General features: G+C 67.7%; 19 protein-coding genes. 9 read left to right on the top strand and 10 right to left on the bottom strand.

Features of this window, described 5'->3' with window-relative positions; genetic code table 11:
• Window position 1: 1 nt before the first annotated feature.
• The 3 genes from ASG37_RS02775 to ASG37_RS02785 form a co-directional block, all read right to left on the bottom strand.
• Window positions 2-898, bottom strand: a complete 897-nt coding sequence (locus ASG37_RS02775; RefSeq protein WP_055755846.1) for a YdiY family protein — start codon at window positions 896-898, stop codon at window positions 2-4.
• A 65-nt stretch (window positions 899-963) separates the two neighbouring features.
• Complete coding sequence (locus ASG37_RS02780; protein ID WP_055755848.1) at window positions 964-1,443, bottom strand: RNA pyrophosphohydrolase; 480 nt, start codon at window positions 1,441-1,443, stop codon at window positions 964-966.
• 10 nt (window positions 1,444-1,453) lie between these two features.
• Window positions 1,454-2,455 carry an alpha/beta hydrolase gene (locus tag ASG37_RS02785; protein ID WP_055755850.1) on the bottom strand — a complete coding sequence of 334 codons (1,002 nt, stop codon included), beginning with the start codon at window positions 2,453-2,455 and terminating at the stop codon, window positions 1,454-1,456.
• 39 nt (window positions 2,456-2,494) lie between these two features.
• Here ASG37_RS02785 and ASG37_RS02790 point away from each other — a divergent pair, with 39 nt between their 5' ends.
• From ASG37_RS02790 to ASG37_RS02800, 3 genes are read left to right on the top strand one after another with little or no spacing between them, the layout of a single operon-like run.
• Window positions 2,495-3,403 carry a histone deacetylase gene (locus ASG37_RS02790; protein ID WP_055755852.1) on the top strand — a complete coding sequence of 303 codons (909 nt, stop codon included), beginning with the start codon at window positions 2,495-2,497 and terminating at the stop codon, window positions 3,401-3,403.
• 9 nt (window positions 3,404-3,412) lie between these two features.
• Window positions 3,413-4,774 (top strand): cryptochrome/photolyase family protein, encoded by a 1,362-nt coding sequence (locus tag ASG37_RS02795; protein WP_055755855.1) that lies wholly within the window; start codon window positions 3,413-3,415, stop codon window positions 4,772-4,774.
• A gap of 42 nt (window positions 4,775-4,816) precedes the next feature.
• A complete protein-coding gene (locus ASG37_RS02800; protein WP_055755857.1) occupies window positions 4,817-6,001 on the top strand; it encodes an SAM-dependent methyltransferase in 1,185 nt (394 codons plus the stop codon).
• A 160-nt stretch (window positions 6,002-6,161) separates the two neighbouring features.
• Here ASG37_RS02800 and ASG37_RS02805 read toward each other — a convergent pair whose 3' ends face one another.
• Window positions 6,162-6,644, bottom strand: coding sequence for a hypothetical protein (locus tag ASG37_RS02805; protein WP_055755859.1), 483 nt, complete (start codon window positions 6,642-6,644; stop codon window positions 6,162-6,164).
• Window positions 6,641-7,000, bottom strand: coding sequence for a phosphoribosyl-AMP cyclohydrolase (gene hisI, locus ASG37_RS02810; RefSeq protein ID WP_055755861.1), 360 nt, complete (start codon window positions 6,998-7,000; stop codon window positions 6,641-6,643). Before hisI ends, ASG37_RS02805 begins: the two co-directional genes overlap by 4 nt.
• A 116-nt stretch (window positions 7,001-7,116) precedes the next feature.
• Between hisI and purF the strand changes: the two genes are divergently transcribed.
• Both purF and ASG37_RS02820 read left to right on the top strand, forming a co-directional pair.
• A complete protein-coding gene (gene purF, locus ASG37_RS02815) occupies window positions 7,117-8,577 on the top strand; it encodes an amidophosphoribosyltransferase (RefSeq protein WP_055755863.1) in 1,461 nt (486 codons plus the stop codon).
• Window positions 8,574-9,281, top strand: a complete 708-nt coding sequence (locus ASG37_RS02820) for an SDR family NAD(P)-dependent oxidoreductase (RefSeq protein WP_055755865.1) — start codon at window positions 8,574-8,576, stop codon at window positions 9,279-9,281. The genes purF and ASG37_RS02820 overlap by 4 nt, the downstream gene beginning before the upstream one ends.
• 155 nt (window positions 9,282-9,436) lie before the next feature.
• On the opposite strand, the gene ASG37_RS02825 is transcribed toward ASG37_RS02820, so the two are convergent.
• From ASG37_RS02825 to ASG37_RS02845, 5 genes are all read right to left on the bottom strand, one after another.
• Window positions 9,437-10,129 (bottom strand): prolyl hydroxylase family protein, encoded by a 693-nt coding sequence (locus tag ASG37_RS02825; protein ID WP_055755867.1) that lies wholly within the window; start codon window positions 10,127-10,129, stop codon window positions 9,437-9,439.
• Window positions 10,130-10,289: 160 nt separating this feature from the next.
• Entirely contained in the window at window positions 10,290-10,706 is a 417-nt protein-coding gene (mce, locus tag ASG37_RS02830; protein ID WP_055755870.1) for a methylmalonyl-CoA epimerase, read from the bottom strand.
• Between the two features lie 11 nt (window positions 10,707-10,717).
• The gene (locus tag ASG37_RS02835) at window positions 10,718-11,461 is read right to left on the bottom strand and encodes a hypothetical protein (protein ID WP_055755872.1); all 744 of its coding nucleotides are present in this window, start codon (window positions 11,459-11,461) and stop codon (window positions 10,718-10,720) included.
• Window positions 11,458-12,984: an acyl-CoA carboxylase subunit beta gene (locus tag ASG37_RS02840; protein WP_055755874.1), complete on the bottom strand. Its 1,527-nt coding sequence runs from the start codon at window positions 12,982-12,984 to the stop codon at window positions 11,458-11,460. Before ASG37_RS02840 ends, ASG37_RS02835 begins: the two co-directional genes overlap by 4 nt.
• A gap of 77 nt (window positions 12,985-13,061) precedes the next feature.
• Window positions 13,062-13,859: a DODA-type extradiol aromatic ring-opening family dioxygenase gene (locus tag ASG37_RS02845; RefSeq protein ID WP_055755876.1), complete on the bottom strand. Its 798-nt coding sequence runs from the start codon at window positions 13,857-13,859 to the stop codon at window positions 13,062-13,064.
• Between the two features lie 102 nt (window positions 13,860-13,961).
• On the opposite strand from ASG37_RS02845, the gene ASG37_RS02850 reads away from it, so the two are divergent.
• The 4 genes from ASG37_RS02850 (at window position 13,962) to scpA (ending at window position 18,715) form a co-directional block, all read left to right on the top strand.
• Entirely contained in the window at window positions 13,962-14,501 is a 540-nt protein-coding gene (locus ASG37_RS02850) for a (2Fe-2S)-binding protein (RefSeq protein WP_055755877.1), read from the top strand.
• 122 nt (window positions 14,502-14,623) lie between these two features.
• Window positions 14,624-15,667 carry an RcnB family protein gene (locus tag ASG37_RS02855; RefSeq protein ID WP_057687633.1) on the top strand — a complete coding sequence of 348 codons (1,044 nt, stop codon included), beginning with the start codon at window positions 14,624-14,626 and terminating at the stop codon, window positions 15,665-15,667.
• A 107-nt stretch (window positions 15,668-15,774) separates the two neighbouring features.
• Window positions 15,775-16,539: an enoyl-CoA hydratase-related protein gene (locus ASG37_RS02860; RefSeq protein ID WP_055755882.1), complete on the top strand. Its 765-nt coding sequence runs from the start codon at window positions 15,775-15,777 to the stop codon at window positions 16,537-16,539.
• A gap of 43 nt (window positions 16,540-16,582) precedes the next feature.
• The gene (gene scpA, locus ASG37_RS02865) at window positions 16,583-18,715 is read left to right on the top strand and encodes a methylmalonyl-CoA mutase (protein ID WP_055755885.1); all 2,133 of its coding nucleotides are present in this window, start codon (window positions 16,583-16,585) and stop codon (window positions 18,713-18,715) included.
• Window positions 18,716-18,720 lie beyond the last annotated feature (5 nt).

The following is an 18,720-nucleotide window of genomic DNA, read 5'->3' on the forward strand; positions in this document are numbered from 1 at the left end:
CCTAGAAGGCGTAGACCAGCGATGCCCGCCCGGTGGTGTCGGCGTTGACCCGCCCGGCGGGGGGCAGGCTTTCATACTGGATATTATAGGAAAACCGCGCCGACAGCGGCCCGAGCAACTTGGCATCGATCGCGGTCAGGCTGGTGACGGTGCTGTTCGCCGCCTGGAGATAGGCCGAGGTGTCCTGCCGCAGCGTCAACGCCGAGGTCAGCTTCCAGTCGAGATCGACCGACCCGCGCCCCGCAAGGTTGCGCTCGACATTGCCGTCGGTGAAGGTCGTATGGCGGAACGCCGGTCCCAGTTCGACGTCGAGCGTGATCGGCCCGCGCGCCAGCACGGTATAGCCCGCCCCGCCCGATGCCGAATAGCGGTCATAATAGCCGAAGAACTGGTCCGATTCATACTGCGCCGCGCCATAGACGTAGAGCCTGTCGTCGACCTTGTAGTTCGGTTCGAACGCCGCGAGATAATGTTCGCGGGTGGTGAGGTTGTTCGTCTCCTGATAATCCGCCTGCAACTTCAGCTTGTGCCGCCAGCGATAGCCTTCGCGTGACAGGTCGAGCACGCCGGTGACGCCCAGCGTGTTCGAATTGCCGCCGTTGATCCAGCCGCCGATCTCGGCCCGCCCTTTCAGCAGCGCGCCGAACGAGGCGGTGCGCAGCAGCTTGACGTTCTTTTCGCTGCGTTCGGACGTATAATGCGACGCCAGTTCGGCGATCTTCTGCGAATGTTTCGGCGCGGCCTTGCGCGCATATTTGACGATGGTGGCGACGTCGCCGTCGTTGCCCGACGCCATCGCTTCTTCCAGCATCGTGCGGATCTCGATCGGCAGATCGGGTTCCGGCGGCAGGTCCGCATAATAGGCGCCGAGCGGCAGCAGGAACAGGGGGTTGGGCATCGCCACTCCGCTATAGCCGATCCGCTTGCCGCAGCGTGAACGCTCCGTCGCGTCTCAAGGGCGGCTCACCGGTGCAGGTGCGGGGAAAAGGCAGCGATCACCGCTTCGTACAGCGTCTTCTTGAACGGCACGATCATCGTCGGCAGGTCGGCGGGGTCGGCCCAGCGCCATGCGCGGAACTCGGGCTCGGGTGTCTGGATGTCGATGTCGCCGTCCTCACCGTCGAATGCGAACAGGAACCAGCGCTGGCGCTGGCCGCGCCATTTGCCCTTCCAGATGCGGCCGATCATATCGTCGGGCAGGTCGTAGAACAGCTCGTCGGGCGCCTCGGCGATCAGCCGGACCTTGGTCGCGACCACCCCGGTTTCCTCGCGCAATTCGCGCACGGCGGCGTCGAGGGGTGCCTCACCGGGATCGATACCGCCCTGCGGCATCTGCCACGCCTCCAGCGTCGAATCGAGCCGCTGGCCGACGAAGATCTGTCCGTCGCGGTTCATCAGCATGACGCCCGCGCAGGGGCGATAGGGGAGCGAAGTCTTGTCCATGTCGGCTCCCTTACCGCGTGCCCGCCGCCTGCGCCATCACCCGGTCGGCCTCCGCCTCGGTCACGATCGTCTTCAACACCGCCAGCGCGCCCGCGACATCGCCGACGCTGGAGGGGATCGCGCGGCGCAGCGTCACGAACCCATGGATATTGCCCCGCGCCTCGCGGAAATTGACGGCCACGCCCGCCTGCGCCAGCTTCGCGGCATAGGCCCGCCCCTGATCGCGGATCGGGTCGAGGCTCGCGGTCAGCACCAGCGCGCGCGGCAGGTCGTGACAATCGCCCAGCAGCGGCGACCCGCGCACCTGCGACGGGTCCGATCGATAGGCGTCGGCGAAATACTGCAATCCCTCGCGGGTCAGCAGATAGCCATCGGCGAACTGCTCGAACGACGGATAGGCTTGCGAGAAGTCCGCCGCCGGATAGATCGGAAATTGCGCGATCACCGGTACGGCGGCGGGTGCGTCGCGCAGGGCCATCGCGGTGGTGATGGTCAGCTTGCCGCCCGCGCTGTCGCCGGCCAGCACCAGCGATGCGACCTTCAGCCCCAGTTCGGGCGGCGCGTCGGCCACCCACCGCGCCGCCGCCTCGGCATCGTCGGGCGCGGTCGGCCACGGATGTTCGGGGGCGAGGCGATAGGCGACCGACACCACCGGCAGGTCGAGCGTGCGCGCCATTTCGGCGCAGAAGCCGGCATGGGTCGCGACATCGCCGATCACGAAGCCACCACCGTGATAGAAGACGACCACCGGCCCGGCGACCCGGTCCTCGCAGGTGTCGAACACCCGCGCGCCGATCGTACCGCCAGCCACCGGAATGGCCACGTCACGCATCACCGCCAGATCGCCGACGCCCAGATCGGCGACGTCCTTCATCGCCAGATACTGCGCCCGCGCCGCCGGGGCATCGAGTTCGTGCATCCGTGGCCCCGGCACGCGCGCCAGATAGTCGAGGAACACCCGCACATCGGGCCGGACATACGGATCGGACAAACGGCGTCTCCTGTGGACCATGCGCGTTGCGGCGCGGGGCTTGCCCCCTACCTATGCAGCGTGATCCCCGTCGTCCACCACCCCGACTATGTCGCCGAAGCGCCGCCCGGCAGCCGCTATCGCTGGGGCAAGAACGGCCTCGTCCGTGACCTGCTCATCGATCTGGGCGACCGGGTGGAATGGCACGAAGGCCCGCCCATGCCGCGCGCGTGGATCGAGGCGGTGCATGACGACGACTATGTCGCCGAGGTGATCGAGGCGCGGGTGCCCCCGGTCAAGGAACGGCGGATCGGTTTCGCCGTCACCCCGCCGATGGCGTTGCGCGCGCAGGCGGTGCCTGGCGGCACCTATGCCGCCGCGCGGGTGGCGATCGATCGCGGCTATGCCGCCAACACCGCCGGGGGCAGCCACCATGCCCTGGCCGATACCGGGGCGGGCTATTGCGTGTTCAACGACCTCGCCATCGCCGCCCACCGGCTGGTCGAGGAGGGGACGTGCAAGCGGGTCCTGGTGGTCGATGTCGACGTGCATCAGGGCGACGGCACCGCCTCGCTGCTCGCCGGGCGGCATGGCCTCGCGACCTATTCGATCCATGCCGAAAAGAATTTTCCGGCGCGGAAAGCCCGCTCGACGCTCGACGTGGGCCTGCCCGACGGGGTGGGCGACGACGAATATCTGGCGACGCTGGAGGCGACATTGGTGCCGCTGATCGATTCGTTCGCGCCGTCGCTGCTGCTGTATCAGGCGGGGGTCGATCCGTTCGCCGGCGACCGGCTCGGGCGGCTGGCGCTCACGCAAGGCGGCCTGATCGAGCGCGACCGCTGGATGGGGCGGCTGGCGCGCGCGAAGGGACTGCCGATCGCCAGTGCGCTGGGTGGTGGCTACGGCGACCTCCTCGAAGTAGCGCATCGCCATATCGCGTCGATCGTCGCGGTGGCGGAGGGAACCGGGGTCGCTGCGCAGGCGTAACGTCGCTCGATGACCGATTCCGTCCTGCTCTGGCTCCGCCAGGACCTCCGCCTGCGTGACCACCCCGCGCTCGTCGCCGCCGCCCACGCCGGGGCGGTGATCCCGGTCTATGTCCTCGACGACGATGCACCGGGCGACTGGCGCATCGGCGGCGCGCAACGCTGGTGGCTGCACCACAGCCTGACCGCGCTCGACAAGGCGCTGCGCGACAAAGGCTCGCGCCTGATCCTGCGGCGCGGCGACGCGGTGAAGGAATTGCAGGTGCTCCTGCACGAAACCGGCGCGGGCGAAATCCACGCGATGCGCCACTACGAACCATGGTGGGTCAAGGCACAGGACGCGCTCGGCGACCGGCTGACGCTCCACGACGGCAACCACCTGCGCCCGCCCGAAAGCGTCACCACCGGGTCGGGCGGGATGTTCAAAATCTATTCGTCGTTCTGGAAGGCGCTCAACCGGATGCTGCCGCCCGACGATCCGGTCGCAGCGCCCCGCAGCATTCCCGCGCCGCCCAAATGGCCGAAGTCGGACAAGCTCGCCGACTGGACCCTGCTGCCGACCAAGCCCGACTGGTCGACTGCGTTCAAGGCATGGACCCCCGGCGAGGACGGCGCGCACGCCGCGCTCAAATCGTTCGAGGACCGGGTCGACGACTACGACACCGCCCGCAACCTGCCCTCGATCGACGGCAGCTCCAACCTGTCGCCCCACCTCCACCATGGCGAGATTTCTCCGCGCCAGGTCTGGGCCGCGCTCGACGGGTCGGGTGACAGCCTGACGACCTTCCGCAAGGAACTGGCGTGGCGCGACTTCGCCAGCGGCGTCATCCTGTCGATGCCCGACTATGCCGACGCCAACGGCCGCCCCCGCTACGACGCGATGCCATGGCGCACCGGCGCCGCCGCGAAGCGCGACCTCAAGGCGTGGCAGGAAGGGCGCACCGGCTATCCGATCGTCGACGCCGGCATGCGGCAATTGTGGCAGGTCGGCTGGATGCACAACCGGGTGCGGATGATCGCCGCCTCGTTCCTCATCAAGCATCTGCTGATCGACTGGCGCGAGGGCGAGCGCTGGTACTGGGACTGTCTGGTCGATGCCGACTACGGCAACAATGCGGTCAACTGGCAATGGGTCGCGGGCACCGGGGTCGATTCGAACATGTTCGGGCGGATCATGGCCCCGCTGACCCAGTCCGAAAAATTCGACGCCGCCGGCTATATCCGCCGCTGGGTGCCCGAACTGAAACATCTGTCCGACGCGCAAATCCACGATCCCGACGCCGCCGGATGCCGCCCGAAGGACTATCCCGAAAAGCGGATCGACCACCGCGAGGCACGCGAACGCGCGCTGGCGGCGGCGAAAGGCGTCTGATCCTACTTGCCGACGGTCGCATGCCGTGCTGTCAGGCGCGCGATGTCTGCCGACCCGTTCGCCCTGCTTGCTCCGCTGTTCGCCCGCGCCCTCGACCGGATCGACCATGGCCTCGCCGTCGGCGCGATCGAGGCGACGCTGCCCGACGGGACCCGGCGTAGGCTTGGCGGGCGCGGCGACGGACCGGTGGCGATCGTCGTCCTCCACCGCTGGCGCGCGATGTGGCGGCTGGCGCGCGGAGGCTCCGCCGGCTGGTACGAGGCATGGGCCGATGGCGACTGGTCCAGCCCCGATCCGGTGCCGTTGTTCGACCTGTTCATGCGCAACGCGCAGACGCTCGGCACCGCCGCGCGCGCCGGCGGCATATCGCGGCTGCTGCGCCGGTTGAACCACCGCGCGCGCCGCAACGACCGGCCGGGGGCAAGGGCGAACATCGCCGCGCACTACGACCTCGGCAACGACTTCTACCGCGAATGGCTCGACCGCACGCTGACCTATTCCAGCGCGATCTTCGCCGACCCCCACGAACCGCTCGACACCGCGCAGCACCGCAAGCTCGCCGCGATCCTCGACCGGACGGCGACGCGGGCGGGGGACCGCATCCTCGAAATCGGCTGCGGCTGGGGATCGTTCGCCGCCGCCGCCTCGGCCGCCGGGCGGCGGGTCGAGGCGATCACGCTCTCGCAGCGCCAACTGGCGCAGGTCGAGGCGCTGGCGCTGCCCGGCGTCGCCGTCTCGCTCACCGACTATCGCGACGTCACCGGCACGTATGACGCGATCGCCAGCATCGAAATGGTCGAGGCGGTCGGCCACGAATATTGGCCTGCCTATCTCGACACGATCGCCGCCCGGCTGAAACCCGGCGGCCGCGCCGCGCTCCAGTATATCGCCATCGCCGAACCGCTGTTCGACGCCTATGCCGGCAATGTCGACTTCATCCAGGCGCATGTCTTTCCCGGCGGGATGCTGCTGTCCGAACCGCGCTTCCGCGCGTTGGCCGAGGCACGCGGGCTGGCATGGCGCGACGTCCACCACTTCGGCCTCGACTATGCCGAAACGCTGCGGCGCTGGCGCCACGCCTTCGACACCGCCCGCACCGACGGCCGTCTGTCGATGATCGATGACCGGTTCGCCGATCTGTGGCGCTATTACCTGATGTATTGCGAGGGTGGGTTCCGGGGCGGCGGCATCACCGTGGCGCAGGTGACGCTGGTGAAGGGCGGCTGATCCAGGCCGGGTCGACATTCGACGAAATGGCTTCCCAATCCGCTCCCCTCCCTGGAAGGGAGGGGTTGGGGGTGGGTTGGCCAATTGTGGAGCGCGTACGTTTCCTCGCGGGCCGACCCACCCCCGGCCCCTCCCTTGTCAGGGAGGGGAGCCGCTGGCCCTACCCACACAACGCCTGCCCCTTAGGGCTACGCAGCGCCTCCGTCTCCGACGCGCTCTCGCTCAACCGATCTAGCGTCAGCCCGGCGAGCGACGCCCGCCGGGTACACAGTCGCTCGCACCCAGCCGGCAGCTTGCCCGGAAAGCGCACCCGCTCGCCGTCGAACCCGGCATCGAAGCGGCAGCCCTGCCCGAAATCGACCGACAGCGTCTCGCCCATCCGCGTCGCGCTCCCGCGCGCGGTGCAGCCGATGCCGTCGCCATAATCGATGAACCCGCCGATCCGCACTGTGTCGCCGCGCTCGATCAGGCACAGCCGGTCGCCCTCGCGCGCGAACAGCCCGGTCGCCGCGCTGATCGCCGGATCGCGCACGATGCCGCGCTCGATCGCCGCCGCCTCCAGTGCCGCGCCGCCCTGCGCCGGTCCATCGCCGCCCGGCCCCGAACAGGCGGCGAGCAGCAGCAGCCATGGCAGCGCCCTCATGAAACCGGGACCAGCCGATCCCCGTCGATCCGGCGAAAGAAGCAACTGTCCGCGCCGGTATGGCAGGCAGGGCCAGCGGGGATGCAGCGCAGCCACAGCGCGTCCTGATCGCAATCGATCCGCGCCTCGACCACGCGCAGCACGTTGCCCGACGTCTCGCCCTTCTTCCACAACCGGGCACGACTACGCGACCAGAAGGTCGCCTCGCCGCTCTCGATCGTCAGTCGCAGCGCGTCAGCGTTCATATGCGCGACCATCAGCGGTTCGCCGCTGGCGGCATCGACGGCGATCGCCGTCAACAGCCCGTCGCCATCGAATTTGGGGTTCAGCACCAGTCCGGTGTCACGGTGTTCCATCGCCGCAACTCCTATCGCCGATCACGGTTCCGCCGCAATCGACGATCAAAGGGCGACAAATCGATTCCGCCTACCTATATGGCGGTCGTGTGACACGCTTATCCCCGGAAGGGCCTATGTTCACCACCCATCCATTCGACGACGACAAACTGCGCGAAGAGTGCGGCATCTTCGGTGTTTCCGGCGCGGACGGCGCGGCGGCACTCGTGGCGCTTGGCCTCCACGCGCTCCAGCACCGTGGCCAGGAAGCGGCCGGCATCTGTAGCTGGGACGGGGCGATGTTCCATACCCAGCGCGCGCAGGGCCATGTCGCGGGCAATTTCGACCGGCCGGAGATCATCGAATCGCTGCCCGGCGCCACCGCCTGCGGCCATGTGCGCTATTCGACCACCGGCGAGACGTCGAACCGCAACATCCAGCCGCTGTATGCCGAACTGGCGTCGGGCGGGTTCGCCGTGGCGCATAACGGCAATCTTTCCAACGCGATGCGGCTGCGCAAGGATCTGGTCCGCACCGGATCGATCTTCCAGTCGACCAGCGATACCGAGGTCATCATCCACCTCGTCGCGACGTCGAACTATCGCACGCTGCTCGACCGGTTCATCGACGCGCTGAAACAGGTCGAGGGTGCCTATTCGCTGATCTGCATGACGCCCGAGGGCATGATCGCCTGCCGCGATCCGCTCGGCATCCGGCCGCTGGTGATGGGCCGTCTGGGCGACGGTGCCTATATCTTCGCGTCGGAAACCGTGGCGCTCGACGTGGTCGGCGCGGAGTTCGTCCGCGAGGTCGATCCGGGCGAACTGGTCATCGTCAAGAACGGCGAACTGCGCTCGATCCGCCCGTTCGCGCCGCTGTCCCCGCGTCCCTGCATCTTCGAATGGGTCTATTTCTCGCGGCCCGATTCGATCAGCGACGATCGCTCGATCTATTCGGTGCGCAAGGCGATCGGTGCCGAGCTGGCGTCGGAAAATCCGGTCGATGCCGATCTGGTGATCCCGGTGCCCGATTCGGGCGTCCCCGCCGCGATCGGCTATGCCCAGGCATCGGGCATTCCGTTCGAACTCGGCATCATCCGCTCGCACTATGTCGGGCGCACCTTCATCCAGCCGGGCGACAAGGTCCGCCATCTGGGCGTGAAGTTGAAGCACAACGCCAACCGCAAGCTGATCGAGGGCCGCAAGATCGTCCTGATCGACGATTCGATCGTGCGCGGCACGACCAGCCTCAAGATCGTGCAGATGATGCGCGATGCCGGCGCGGCCGAAGTCCATATGCGCATCGCGTCGCCCCCTACGCGGCATAGCTGCTTCTACGGCGTCGACACGCCCGAACGCGCCAAGCTGCTCGCCGCCAAGCTCGATCTCGGCGGGATGACCGATTATATCCAGGCCGACAGCCTCGCCTTCGTGTCGATCGACGGGTTGTACCGCGCACTGGGCGAAGCGGCGCGCACCGCCGTCCGTCCGCGCTATTGCGACGCCTGCTTCACCGGCGACTATCCGACGCCACTGACCGATCAGGACGAAACCAGCTCGGTCGATCAGCTTGCCATGTTGGCCGAACGGGTCGGATGAGCGAGCGGTTGAAGGGGCAGTTGGTCCTCGTCACCGGTGCCAGCCGTGGCATCGGTGCCGCGACCGCGATTGCGCTGGCCGGGGAGGGGGCGCATGTCGTCCTCGTCGCGCGCACGGCGGGCGGGCTGGAGGAGGTCGAGGACGCGATCTATGCCGCCGGCGGATCGGCGACGATCGCCCCGGTCGACCTGTACGACCTGACCGCGATCCCCCGCCTCGTCTCGGCGATCGCCGAGCGGTGGCGGGCGCTCGACGCGCTGGTGCTCAACGCCGGCGCGCTCGGCACGCTGGGACCGGTGCCGTCGTTCGACCTGAAGGAATTCGACAAGGTGATGGCGCTGAACGTCACCGCCAACGCCGCGCTGATCGCCGCCTTCTCGCCGATGCTGCGCCTTGCGCGCGCCGGGCGGGTGGTAGGCGTCACCTCGTCGGTCGGGGCCGTGCCGCGCGCCTATTGGGGGATGTACGGCGCGTCGAAGGCGGCGTTCGACAATCTCGTCGCCAGCTATGGCCTCGAAATGGCGAACATCTCGCCGGTCCGCACCGCGATCGTCGATCCGGGCGCGACCCGCACGAAGATGCGCGAACGCGCCTATCCGGGCGAGGACCCGCAGAGCGTGAAACCGCCCGAGCGGGTGGCCGACGCGATCGTCGGCCTGCTGGCCGACGGGTTCGAGACGGGCACCCGCATCCGGGTGGATTGAGCGCGCGGCTGCTGTCCTACACCGCCGTCGAACGATAGATCGGGCAGGGGAGGCAATACCGCTTCTCCTGCTCTTTCTCTGTCGTCGACATATCACCGGGTCCGCCTGTCGCGCGATGTCGTGGTTAGTGTAAACTTTGTAAACTTTTGGGGGAATTACGGCTCGATCGTCGGCGTCCACGGGCGTTCGCGAAACCATTTGGTAATGATGTATTTCGTCCCCTCGACCACCGCCATGCCCTCGTGCAGCGTGGCGAGGTTGGGGCTGCCGTCGGGGTTCATATTGTCCCACGCGACCAGCATGCCGGGACGCGGATTGAAGCGGACCCCGGCCTGCGGAAACCATGTTGCGCCGCCCTGTTCGACTTCGTTCAGATAGACCATCGCCGTCCAGGTGCGCTGCCCGCCCTGCACCGCCATCGACGCCCAATAGGGTTCGTTCTCGTTGAAATAATCATTGTGCGCGCGGAACTGCTGCCCCGGCGCATAGCGTTGCCCCTGCATCGTCTCACCATGTTCGGGCGGCAGGCCCAGCAGATGCGCGATCTTCTCGTCGATCGGCTGCAGCAGCGGGTGCCAGCGGTCGAGATCGCAACTGTCGCTGGTGCGGAAATTGGGGTCGTTGGTGCTGGTGAGCAGCGTCGACTTGCGCCGGCCGTTGTCGATCGTCGCGATCAGCAGCGCGCATTCCTCGTCCGACAGGAAGCCCGGCAGCGCGAAGAGGACCGCGGCATCGGTCTTGGCGCGGCGGATGCCGGGCACGGTCGACAGGTTCGCCTCGACCTCGCGCCCGAATTCGGCGCGGACGGGGGAGGGGGTGCCGGGTGGCTTGCGAAGGGCGGTGGTCATGGCTGCGTTCAATCAAATCGGGAGCATGGTGTCGAGGGGAAGCCCTCTTCACCCGTCATTCCGGCGAAGGCCGGAATCCATTGTGTCGGGAGGCTGCGGCTCCATCGATACCGCCCGTATCCATGGATTCCGGCCTCCGCCGGAATGACGGGGGGCTCAATCAATGCCCCACCGGCGTCTCCATCAACTCCACCAGCACCCCCCCCATGTCGCGCGGATGGACGAACACGATCAACGTCCCATGCGCCCCGATCCTCGGGTGCCCCAGCACCCGCGCACCCTTGGCAGTCAGATCGGCGATCGCGGCATGAATGTCCGCCACCTCGAAACACAGGTGATGCTGCCCGCCGCCCGGGTTCTTCACCAGAAACCCCGCGATCGGCGAGACGTCGTCATACGGCTCGATCAGCTCGATCTGGGTATTGGGCGCGTCGATGAAACACACCTTCACCCCCTGCGCCGGCAGATCGAACGGCTCCCCGATCGCCTCCGCGCCGAGTAGGGTGCGATACATCTCGATCGACGCCGCGATCGACGGCGTGGCGATGCCGACATGGTTGAGGCGGCCGAGGGTCATGGTGGTATCTCCTAACATCCGCCAAGCGTGTCGCGCTCGCCGCCTTCGGGAACATAGCGCTCGCCGCGCCGCACGTAGTGGGCGTCGAAATTGCGCGCGCCGGTGAAGCGGACGACGAACGACCGGTTGGGCACCACGTCGACGATCTTGCCGACCGTCGTCTTGGACTGTTCACTCGGCACCGCGCCGTCGTCGCTCGCCATCACCTGGATCGTGGTGAGTTCGGCGGGGCCGGCCGGGCGCAGTTCGGTCAACGTCGCGAACGAACAGCTATAGCCCTGCCATGTGCCGCCGCCCTCGGTATAGACGACCGGTAGGTCGCCGATCGTGCGCGATACGCTCCATTCGGAAATGCTGCCGCTGCTGCCCGATCGTACCGCGAACGGCAGCGCGCGGGTGACGTGGATGCCGCCTGTGTCCTGTCGTAGATAATGGATCGCGATGGCGCCTCCCTCGGCATGCGCCGCGTCGGGGATCGTGCCGGGGTTGACCAGCACCGGGCCGAACGGCGTGTCGACCAGTTGCCCGTCGGCATAGACCATCCGCGACCCCTCGGGCGTGCGGGCCTCCATGCCATCGGGAAACGCCGAACGCTGCGCCGCCGCCAGCGTCAGGCCGCCCGGCGAGGGCTTGGGCGTCGGCGATGCGGCGGGGGCAGGGGCGGCGGGTCGATGGTCGACGAACAGCCGCACCGCCGCGAACCCGGCCACCGCCAGCACGACGAAGATCAGCGCGAGGCGGAACAACCGGTTCACAGCGGAATATTGTCGTGCTTCTTCCACGGATTTTCGAGGCGCTTGTTCCTGAGCTTCCGCAGCCCCAGCGCCACCCGCCGCCGGGTGGAATGCGGCAGGATCACCTCGTCGATGAACCCCTTGCTCGCCGCGACGAACGGGTTGGCGAAGCGCGCCTCATATTCGGCCGTCCGCGCGGCGACCTCGGCGGGGTCCTTCGAGCGGAAGATGATCTCCACCGCGCCCTTCGCCCCCATCACCGCGATCTCGGCGGTCGGCCACGCATAGTTCAGGTCGCCGCGCAGATGCTTCGATGCCATCACGTCATACGCCCCGCCATAGGCCTTGCGGGTGATGACGGTGATCTTCGGGACCGTCGCCTCGGCATAGGCGAACAGCAGTTTGGCACCGTGCTTGATGATCCCCGAATGCTCCTGTCCCACGCCCGGCAGAAATCCCGGCACGTCGACGAAGGTCACGATCGGTATCTCGAACGCATCGCAGAAGCGCACGAACCGCGCGGCCTTCTTCGACGAATTGATGTCGAGGCACCCGGCCAGCACCATCGGCTGGTTGGCGACGATGCCGACGGTGCGCCCCTCGATCCGGCCGAACCCGATCAGGATGTTGCCGGCATGGCCCGGTTGCAGCTCGAAGAAGCTGCCGTCGTCGACCGTCCGCACGATCAGCTCGTGCATGTCATAGGGCTGGTTGGCGCTCGGCGGGATCAGCGTGTCGAGGCTCGGCTCGATCCGGTCCCACGGATCGTCCGACGGCCGCGCGGGCACGCCGGTCCGGTTGGAGGCGGGCAGGAAATCGATGAAGTCGCGCGCCGCCAGCAATGCCTCGACGTCATTCTCGAACGCACAATCGGCGACCGAGGACTTGGTGGTATGGGTGATCGCCCCGCCCAGTTCCTCCTGGGTGACGATCTCGTTCGTTACCGTCCTGACCACGTCGGGGCCGGTGACGAACATGTAGCTCGAATCCTTCACCATGAAGATGAAGTCGGTCATCGCTGGGCTATAGACCGCACCACCGGCGCACGGCCCCATGATGAGCGAGAGCTGCGGCACGACGCCCGACGCCAGCACGTTGCGCTGGAACACCTCGGCATAGCCGCCGAGCGATGCGACGCCCTCCTGAATCCGCGCGCCGCCCGAATCGTTGAGGCCGATCACCGGCGCGCCAATTTTGAGCGCCATATCCATGATCTTGCAGATCTTCTGCGCATGCCGTTCGGACAGCGATCCGCCGAACACCGTGAAATCCTGGCTGAAGACATACACCAGCCGGCCGTTGACCGTGCCCGATCCGGTGACGACGCCATCGCCGGGGATCACCTGATCCGGCATGCCGAAGTCGACGCAGTTGTGCTCGACATACATGTCGAGTTCCTCGAACGACTCCGGGTCGAGCAGCACCTCCAGCCGTTCGCGGGCGGTCAGTTTGCCCTTGGCATGTTGCGCCGCGACTCGCTTCTCGCCGCCGCCGGCGCGCGCGCCTGCACGCCGTTTCTCCAGCGCTTCGAGTGCTTCGAGCATCGTCTCTCCTTGGCCGCTTGCTGCGGGTCTTGTCCCCCTCTTGCCAGCAAGCGAGCCCCGAGCGCAACATTCTTACGTCAGCCGAAGCGATAGCCCGAGACGACCCAGCCCATCACCGTATCGCGATAATCGCACACCGCCGGCCCGTCGCCGCCCGCGCCCAGCGCCACCATCAACGGTAATAGATGCTCGGCCTCCGGGTGGGCGAAGCGGGCGTGGGGCAGTGTTTCCCACCCGATCACCCGCTGCGCCCGCGCCGCAGGATCGGGATCGGTGACGGCAGCAGTGAGTGCTGTGTCCCATTCGGTGGCGACCGGCGTCACCTGCGGTCCGCGTGCGCGCAGGTTGTGGAAGCTCATCCCCGACCCGACGATCAGCACGCCTTCGTCGCGCAGCGGCGCCAGCGCGTGGCCAAGCGCGACATGCCCTGCGGGATCGAGGCTGTCGATCAGCGAGAGTTGCACGAGCGGAATGTCCGCTCCGGGCACCGCGACCATCATCGGCATGAACACGCCATGGTCCCAGCCGCGCGCCGCCTCGTCGGTAGTCACGAACCCGGCCGCCGCGAGCAACTCCGCCGTCCGCCGCGCGAGCGCGGGTGATCCGGGCGCGTCCCAACGCAGGCGATAGGTGTGTTCGGGAAAGCCGTAATAGTCGAACAACAGGCCCGGCCGTTCGCCGACATGGACGGTCGGCACCGGCGCTTCCCAATGGCCCGACACCATCAGGATCGCCCGTGGTCGTTCCGGCAACGAGGCGATGAGACCCGCCAGATACGCTTCCATCGGTCGCCACATCGGATCGGGGGCCGCACCGGGGTTGAGGAAAAAGCACGGCCCGCCGCCGTGTGGGAGGAAAAGGGTAGGGAGCGTCATGCCCTGAACGTCGCCCCGTCGCCGCCCCACGACAAGATGCTCGCAAGGAAACGACCCGTTTCGCTTGGCGTCGCGCCGCCGACCGCCCTACAAGGCGTCGGCATGAGCCGCCTGACCGTCAACAACAATCCGGTCGAATACCGGATCGATCCCGACACGCCGTTGCTGTGGGCGCTGCGCGACGTGTCGAACCTGACCGGCACCAAATATGGCTGCGGCACCGGGCATTGCGGGGCATGCGTGGTCGATGTCGACGGGCGCGCGGTCAAATCGTGCCAGGTATCGATCGGCAGCCTCGAAGGCACGTTCGTCACCACGATCGAGGGGCTGTCGCGCGATCGCAGCCATCCGGTGCAGGCGGCGTTTCTCGCGGCGCAGGTCGTGCAATGCGGCTATTGCGTGCCCGGATTCGTGATGGCTGCCGCCGCGTTGCTGCGTCAGAACCGCGATCCCGGAGAAGCGGAGATCACGCAGGCGCTCGATCATCTGTGCCGCTGCGGCATCTATCCCCGGCTGATCGATGCGGTGCGCCGGGCGGCGGCGGCGCACCGCGGCGACACCGTGCTCGAACCGCCGCCGCGCCCCGGCATCGATCGCGCCGAGGCCGCGCGCGAGGTGCCGGCGCTCACCCCGCCGGAGTGACCGGTTCCATACGAACGAATCCTTTCAATCGCCTGTCATCGCCATTCAGCAACGGTTGATCGCTTGTGGGGCATAACGGCAGCATCGAAGCCGGCGATGTCTCCGGCGGTGGAGGAAGCATCATGAAGTCCCGTTTCCTGCTGGCACTGCTGGGTGCGACAACCCTGATCCCGGCGACCGCGATGGCGCAGGACGCGCCCGACCGTCCCGGCCCGCGCGGCCGCGAGCGGATCGAACGGCAAGGCGGCGGCGAAGCGCCGGGCGCGCGCGCCGAGTTCAATACCGCGGTGCGGGTCGAGGCTCCCGAAGCCCGTGTCGAGCGGCCGCAAAGCGACGCCGGCCCGCGCTGGCAGGGCCGGCCCGACCGGGGCGATCGCGGCGACGGCGGCAATGCGCGGCCCGACCGCCCGGATCGTGGCGAGCGTGGCGACGGCAACCGCTGGCAGGGCCGACCCGATCGTGGCGACCGTCCCGACACCGGTGCCGGTGCCGGTGCCGGTGCCGGTGCCGGTGCCGGTGCCGGTGCCGGCTGGCAGTCTCGCCCGGATCGTCCCGCCCGCCCCGAAGGCGTCGATCGGCGCGAGTTCCCGCGCGATGGACAGGGCCAGGTCGATCGCGACGCGCTGCGCCGGCAATGGCAGGACGGCCGTCGCGGCGAATGGCAGCGCGATCAGCAGCGTGGCGAGCAACAGCGCGACCAATGGCAACGCGATCAACAGCGTGACCAGTGGCAGCGCGACCAGCAGCGCGGCGACTGGCAGCGTAACCGCGACCGTCGTGACGGCGGCTGGAGCCGCAGCGACGGCGACTGGCGCGACAACGGCCGGTATCAGAACGACCGGAACGATCGCAGCCAGTGGAACCGTGGGTGGCGCGCTGATCGCCGCTACGACTGGAACCGCTATCGCGACTCCAATCGCGGGCTGTACCGCCTGCCGCGCTATTATGCACCGCAAGGCTATGGCTATGGCTATCGTCGCTTCGGCATCGGCGTGACGCTCAATTCGTTCCTGTTTGGATCGAACTACTGGATCAACGACCCCTATTATTATCGTCTGCCCGAAGCGTACGGGGCCTATCGCTGGGTGCGCTATTACAACGACGCGCTGCTGGTCGACGTGCGGACCGGCCGGGTGGTCGACGTGGAATACGACATCTTCTGGTGATCCTGCCGTGCCGCGATGGTCGTAACCGACCGTCGCGGCACGTTATTGCTGGCGTTCGCCGCCGCCTTTCCGCAAAACCGTAACAAAAGATACGGGAGAGCGATTCGATGGCGGATGATCTGCGCATGACGCGCGACGGCGACGTGCTGCGCCTGATGCTTGACCGGCCCGACCGGCTGAACGCCGCGCCGCCTGCGCTGTTCGATGCGATCCGCGAATGTTTGGGCCATCTGGACGGCGCGCGCGCCGTCCTATTGTGCGGCGAAGGGCGCGCCTTTTGCTCTGGCGCGGACATCGCCGCCGCCGCCGGCCTTGCCGACCCGCATGGCGCGCTGACCGATCATTATCACCCGACGTTGCAGGCGATCGCCGACCTGGACGTGCCGGTCGTCAGCGCAGTGCGCGGCGCGGCGGCGGGCATCGGGTGCAGCCTCGCGCTCGCCGCCGATTTCTGCGTCGCGGCGGACAACGCCTATTTCCTGCAAGCCTTCATCAACATCGGCCTCGTCCCCGACGGCGGGGCGAGCTGGATGCTGCCGCGCCTGATCGGGCGGGCGCGGGCGGCGCGGATGATGCTGCTGGGCGAACGGATCGATGCCGCGACCGCGCTCGACTGGGGCATGATCCACGCGGTCGTGCCCGACGATACGCTGGAGGCGGAGGCGCTGGCGCTCGCGCACCGGCTCGCGGCTGGGCCGACCGTCGCGCTGGGCCTTGCCCGCCGCAACCTGACCCACGCACTCGACAGCAGATACCCGGACGCGATGGCGCGCGAGGCCGAGGCGCAGCGTACCGCGCGCGGCACCGCCGACGCCATTGAAGGGGCCGGCGCGTTCATCGCCAAACGAAACCCCCGCTTTCTCGGGCGTTGATGGCAAACCTCGACTTCACGGCCCGCTTGGCCCAAGGAACCGCATGATGACCGGCCCGACGATCGACGACTGGCAGAAACTCGCCGCCCGCGAGGTAAAGGATGCGGACCTCACCTGGACCACGCCCGAAGGGATCACGGTCAAGCCGCTCTATACCGCCGCCGACGCGCCCGATCCGGGGCTGCCCGGCTTTGCGCCGTTCACCCGCGGGGTAAAGGCGTCGATGTACGCCGGTCGGCCATGGACCATCCGCCAATATGCCGGCTTCTCCACCGCCGGGGAATCGAACGCCTTTTACCGCCGCAATCTGGCGGCGGGGCAGAAGGGGCTGTCGGTCGCGTTCGATCTGGCGACGCATCGCGGCTATGACAGCGATCATCCGCGCGTCGCCGGCGATGTGGGGAAGGCCGGGGTCGCGATCGACACGATCGACGACATGAAGATCCTGTTCGACGGCATCCCGCTCGACACCATGTCGGTCAGCATGACGATGAACGGCGCGGTGCTGCCCTGCCTCGCCTTCTACATCGTCGCGGCGGAGGAACAGGGCGTCGGCCCCGAAAAACTGTCGGGCACCATTCAGAACGACATTCTGAAGGAGTTCATGGTCCGCAACACCTACATCTATCCGCCCGAACCCTCGATGCGGATCGTGTCGGACATCATCGCCTATACCGCCGAGCATATGCCGCGTTTCAACAGCATCTCGATCAGCGGCTATCACATGCACGAGGCCGGGGCGACCGCCGTGCAGGAACTGGCGTTCACGCTGGCCGACGGCATGGCCTATGTCCGCGCGGCGATGGAGCGCGGGTTGGACATCGATGCGTTCGCCGGGCGGCTGTCGTTCTTCTTCGGCATCGGCATGAACTTCTTCATGGAGATCGCCAAGCTGCGCGCCGCGCGCACGCTGTGGAGCCGGATCATTGCGGATTTTGGCGGCAACGCCCGCAGCCAGATGCTGCGCACCCATTGCCAGACCAGCGGCGTCTCGCTGACCGAGCAGGACCCGTACAACAACGTCATCCGCACCACCGTGGAGGCGATGGCAGCGACCTTCGGCGGGACCCAGTCGCTCCACACCAACAGCCTCGACGAGGCGGTCGCCCTTCCGACCGACTTCTCCGCCCGGATCGCGCGCAACACGCAGTTGATCCTTCAGGAAGAGACGGGAATGACCCATGTCGCCGATCCCCTGGGTGGCAGCTATTATGTCGAGGCGCTGACCAAGGAACTGGCCGACAAGGCATGGGCGCTGATCGAGGAGGTCGAGGCGGCCGGCGGCATGATCGACGCCGTGAATTCGGGGCTGCCCAAGGAACATATCGAACGCGCCGCCGCCGCGCGTCAGGCGCGGGTCGACCGGGCCGAGGACGTGATCGTCGGCGTGAACAAATACCGGCTGGCGCAGGAGGACCCGATCGACATCCTCTCGATCGACAATGCCAAGGTCCGCACCGACCAGATCCGCCGCATCCAGGCGGTCCGCGCCGGCCGCGACGAGGCTGCGGCGCAGGACTGCCTGACTCGGCTGCGCGAAGGGGCGGCGGGCAAGGCCAATCTGCTGGCGCTGTGCGTCGCGGCGGCGCGTGCGCGCTGTACGCTGGGCGAAATGTCGGCGGCGATGGAAGTCGCCTTCGGCCGTCACGCGGTGCAGGTCACGCCGGTCAAGGGTATCTATGGCCCGGCGCATGCCGACGACAGCGGCTGGCTTCGCGCGGGCGAGGGCGTGGCGGCGGTCGAGCGGCGGCTCGGGCGCAAGCCCCGCATGCTGGTCGCCAAGATGGGGCAGGACGGCCATGATCGCGGCGCGAACGTCGTCGCCAGTGCCTTTGCCGATCTGGGGTTCGAGATCGTGTCGGGGCCGTTGTTCCAGACGCCGCAGGAAACCGCCGACCTCGCGATCGAACGCGGCGTCGACGTGGTCGGCGCATCCAGCCTCGCCGCCGGGCACAATACGCTGATCCCCGAACTCATCGCGCGCTTGGGCGACGCCGGGCGTAGTGATATTCGCGTCATTGCCGGCGGGGTCATCCCGCCGCAGGATTATGCGCTGCTCCGCGAGGCCGGGGTGGCGGCGATTTTCGGACCGGGCACCAATCTGGTCCATGCGGCGGCGGAGGTGCTGAAACTGCTCGGCCATAATTTGCCGCCGGTTGGAGAGACTGTGGAATGAATGTG

It is taken from the genome of Sphingomonas sp. Leaf407, assembly GCF_001425385.1.
GTDB lineage: Bacteria > Pseudomonadota > Alphaproteobacteria > Sphingomonadales > Sphingomonadaceae > Sphingomonas.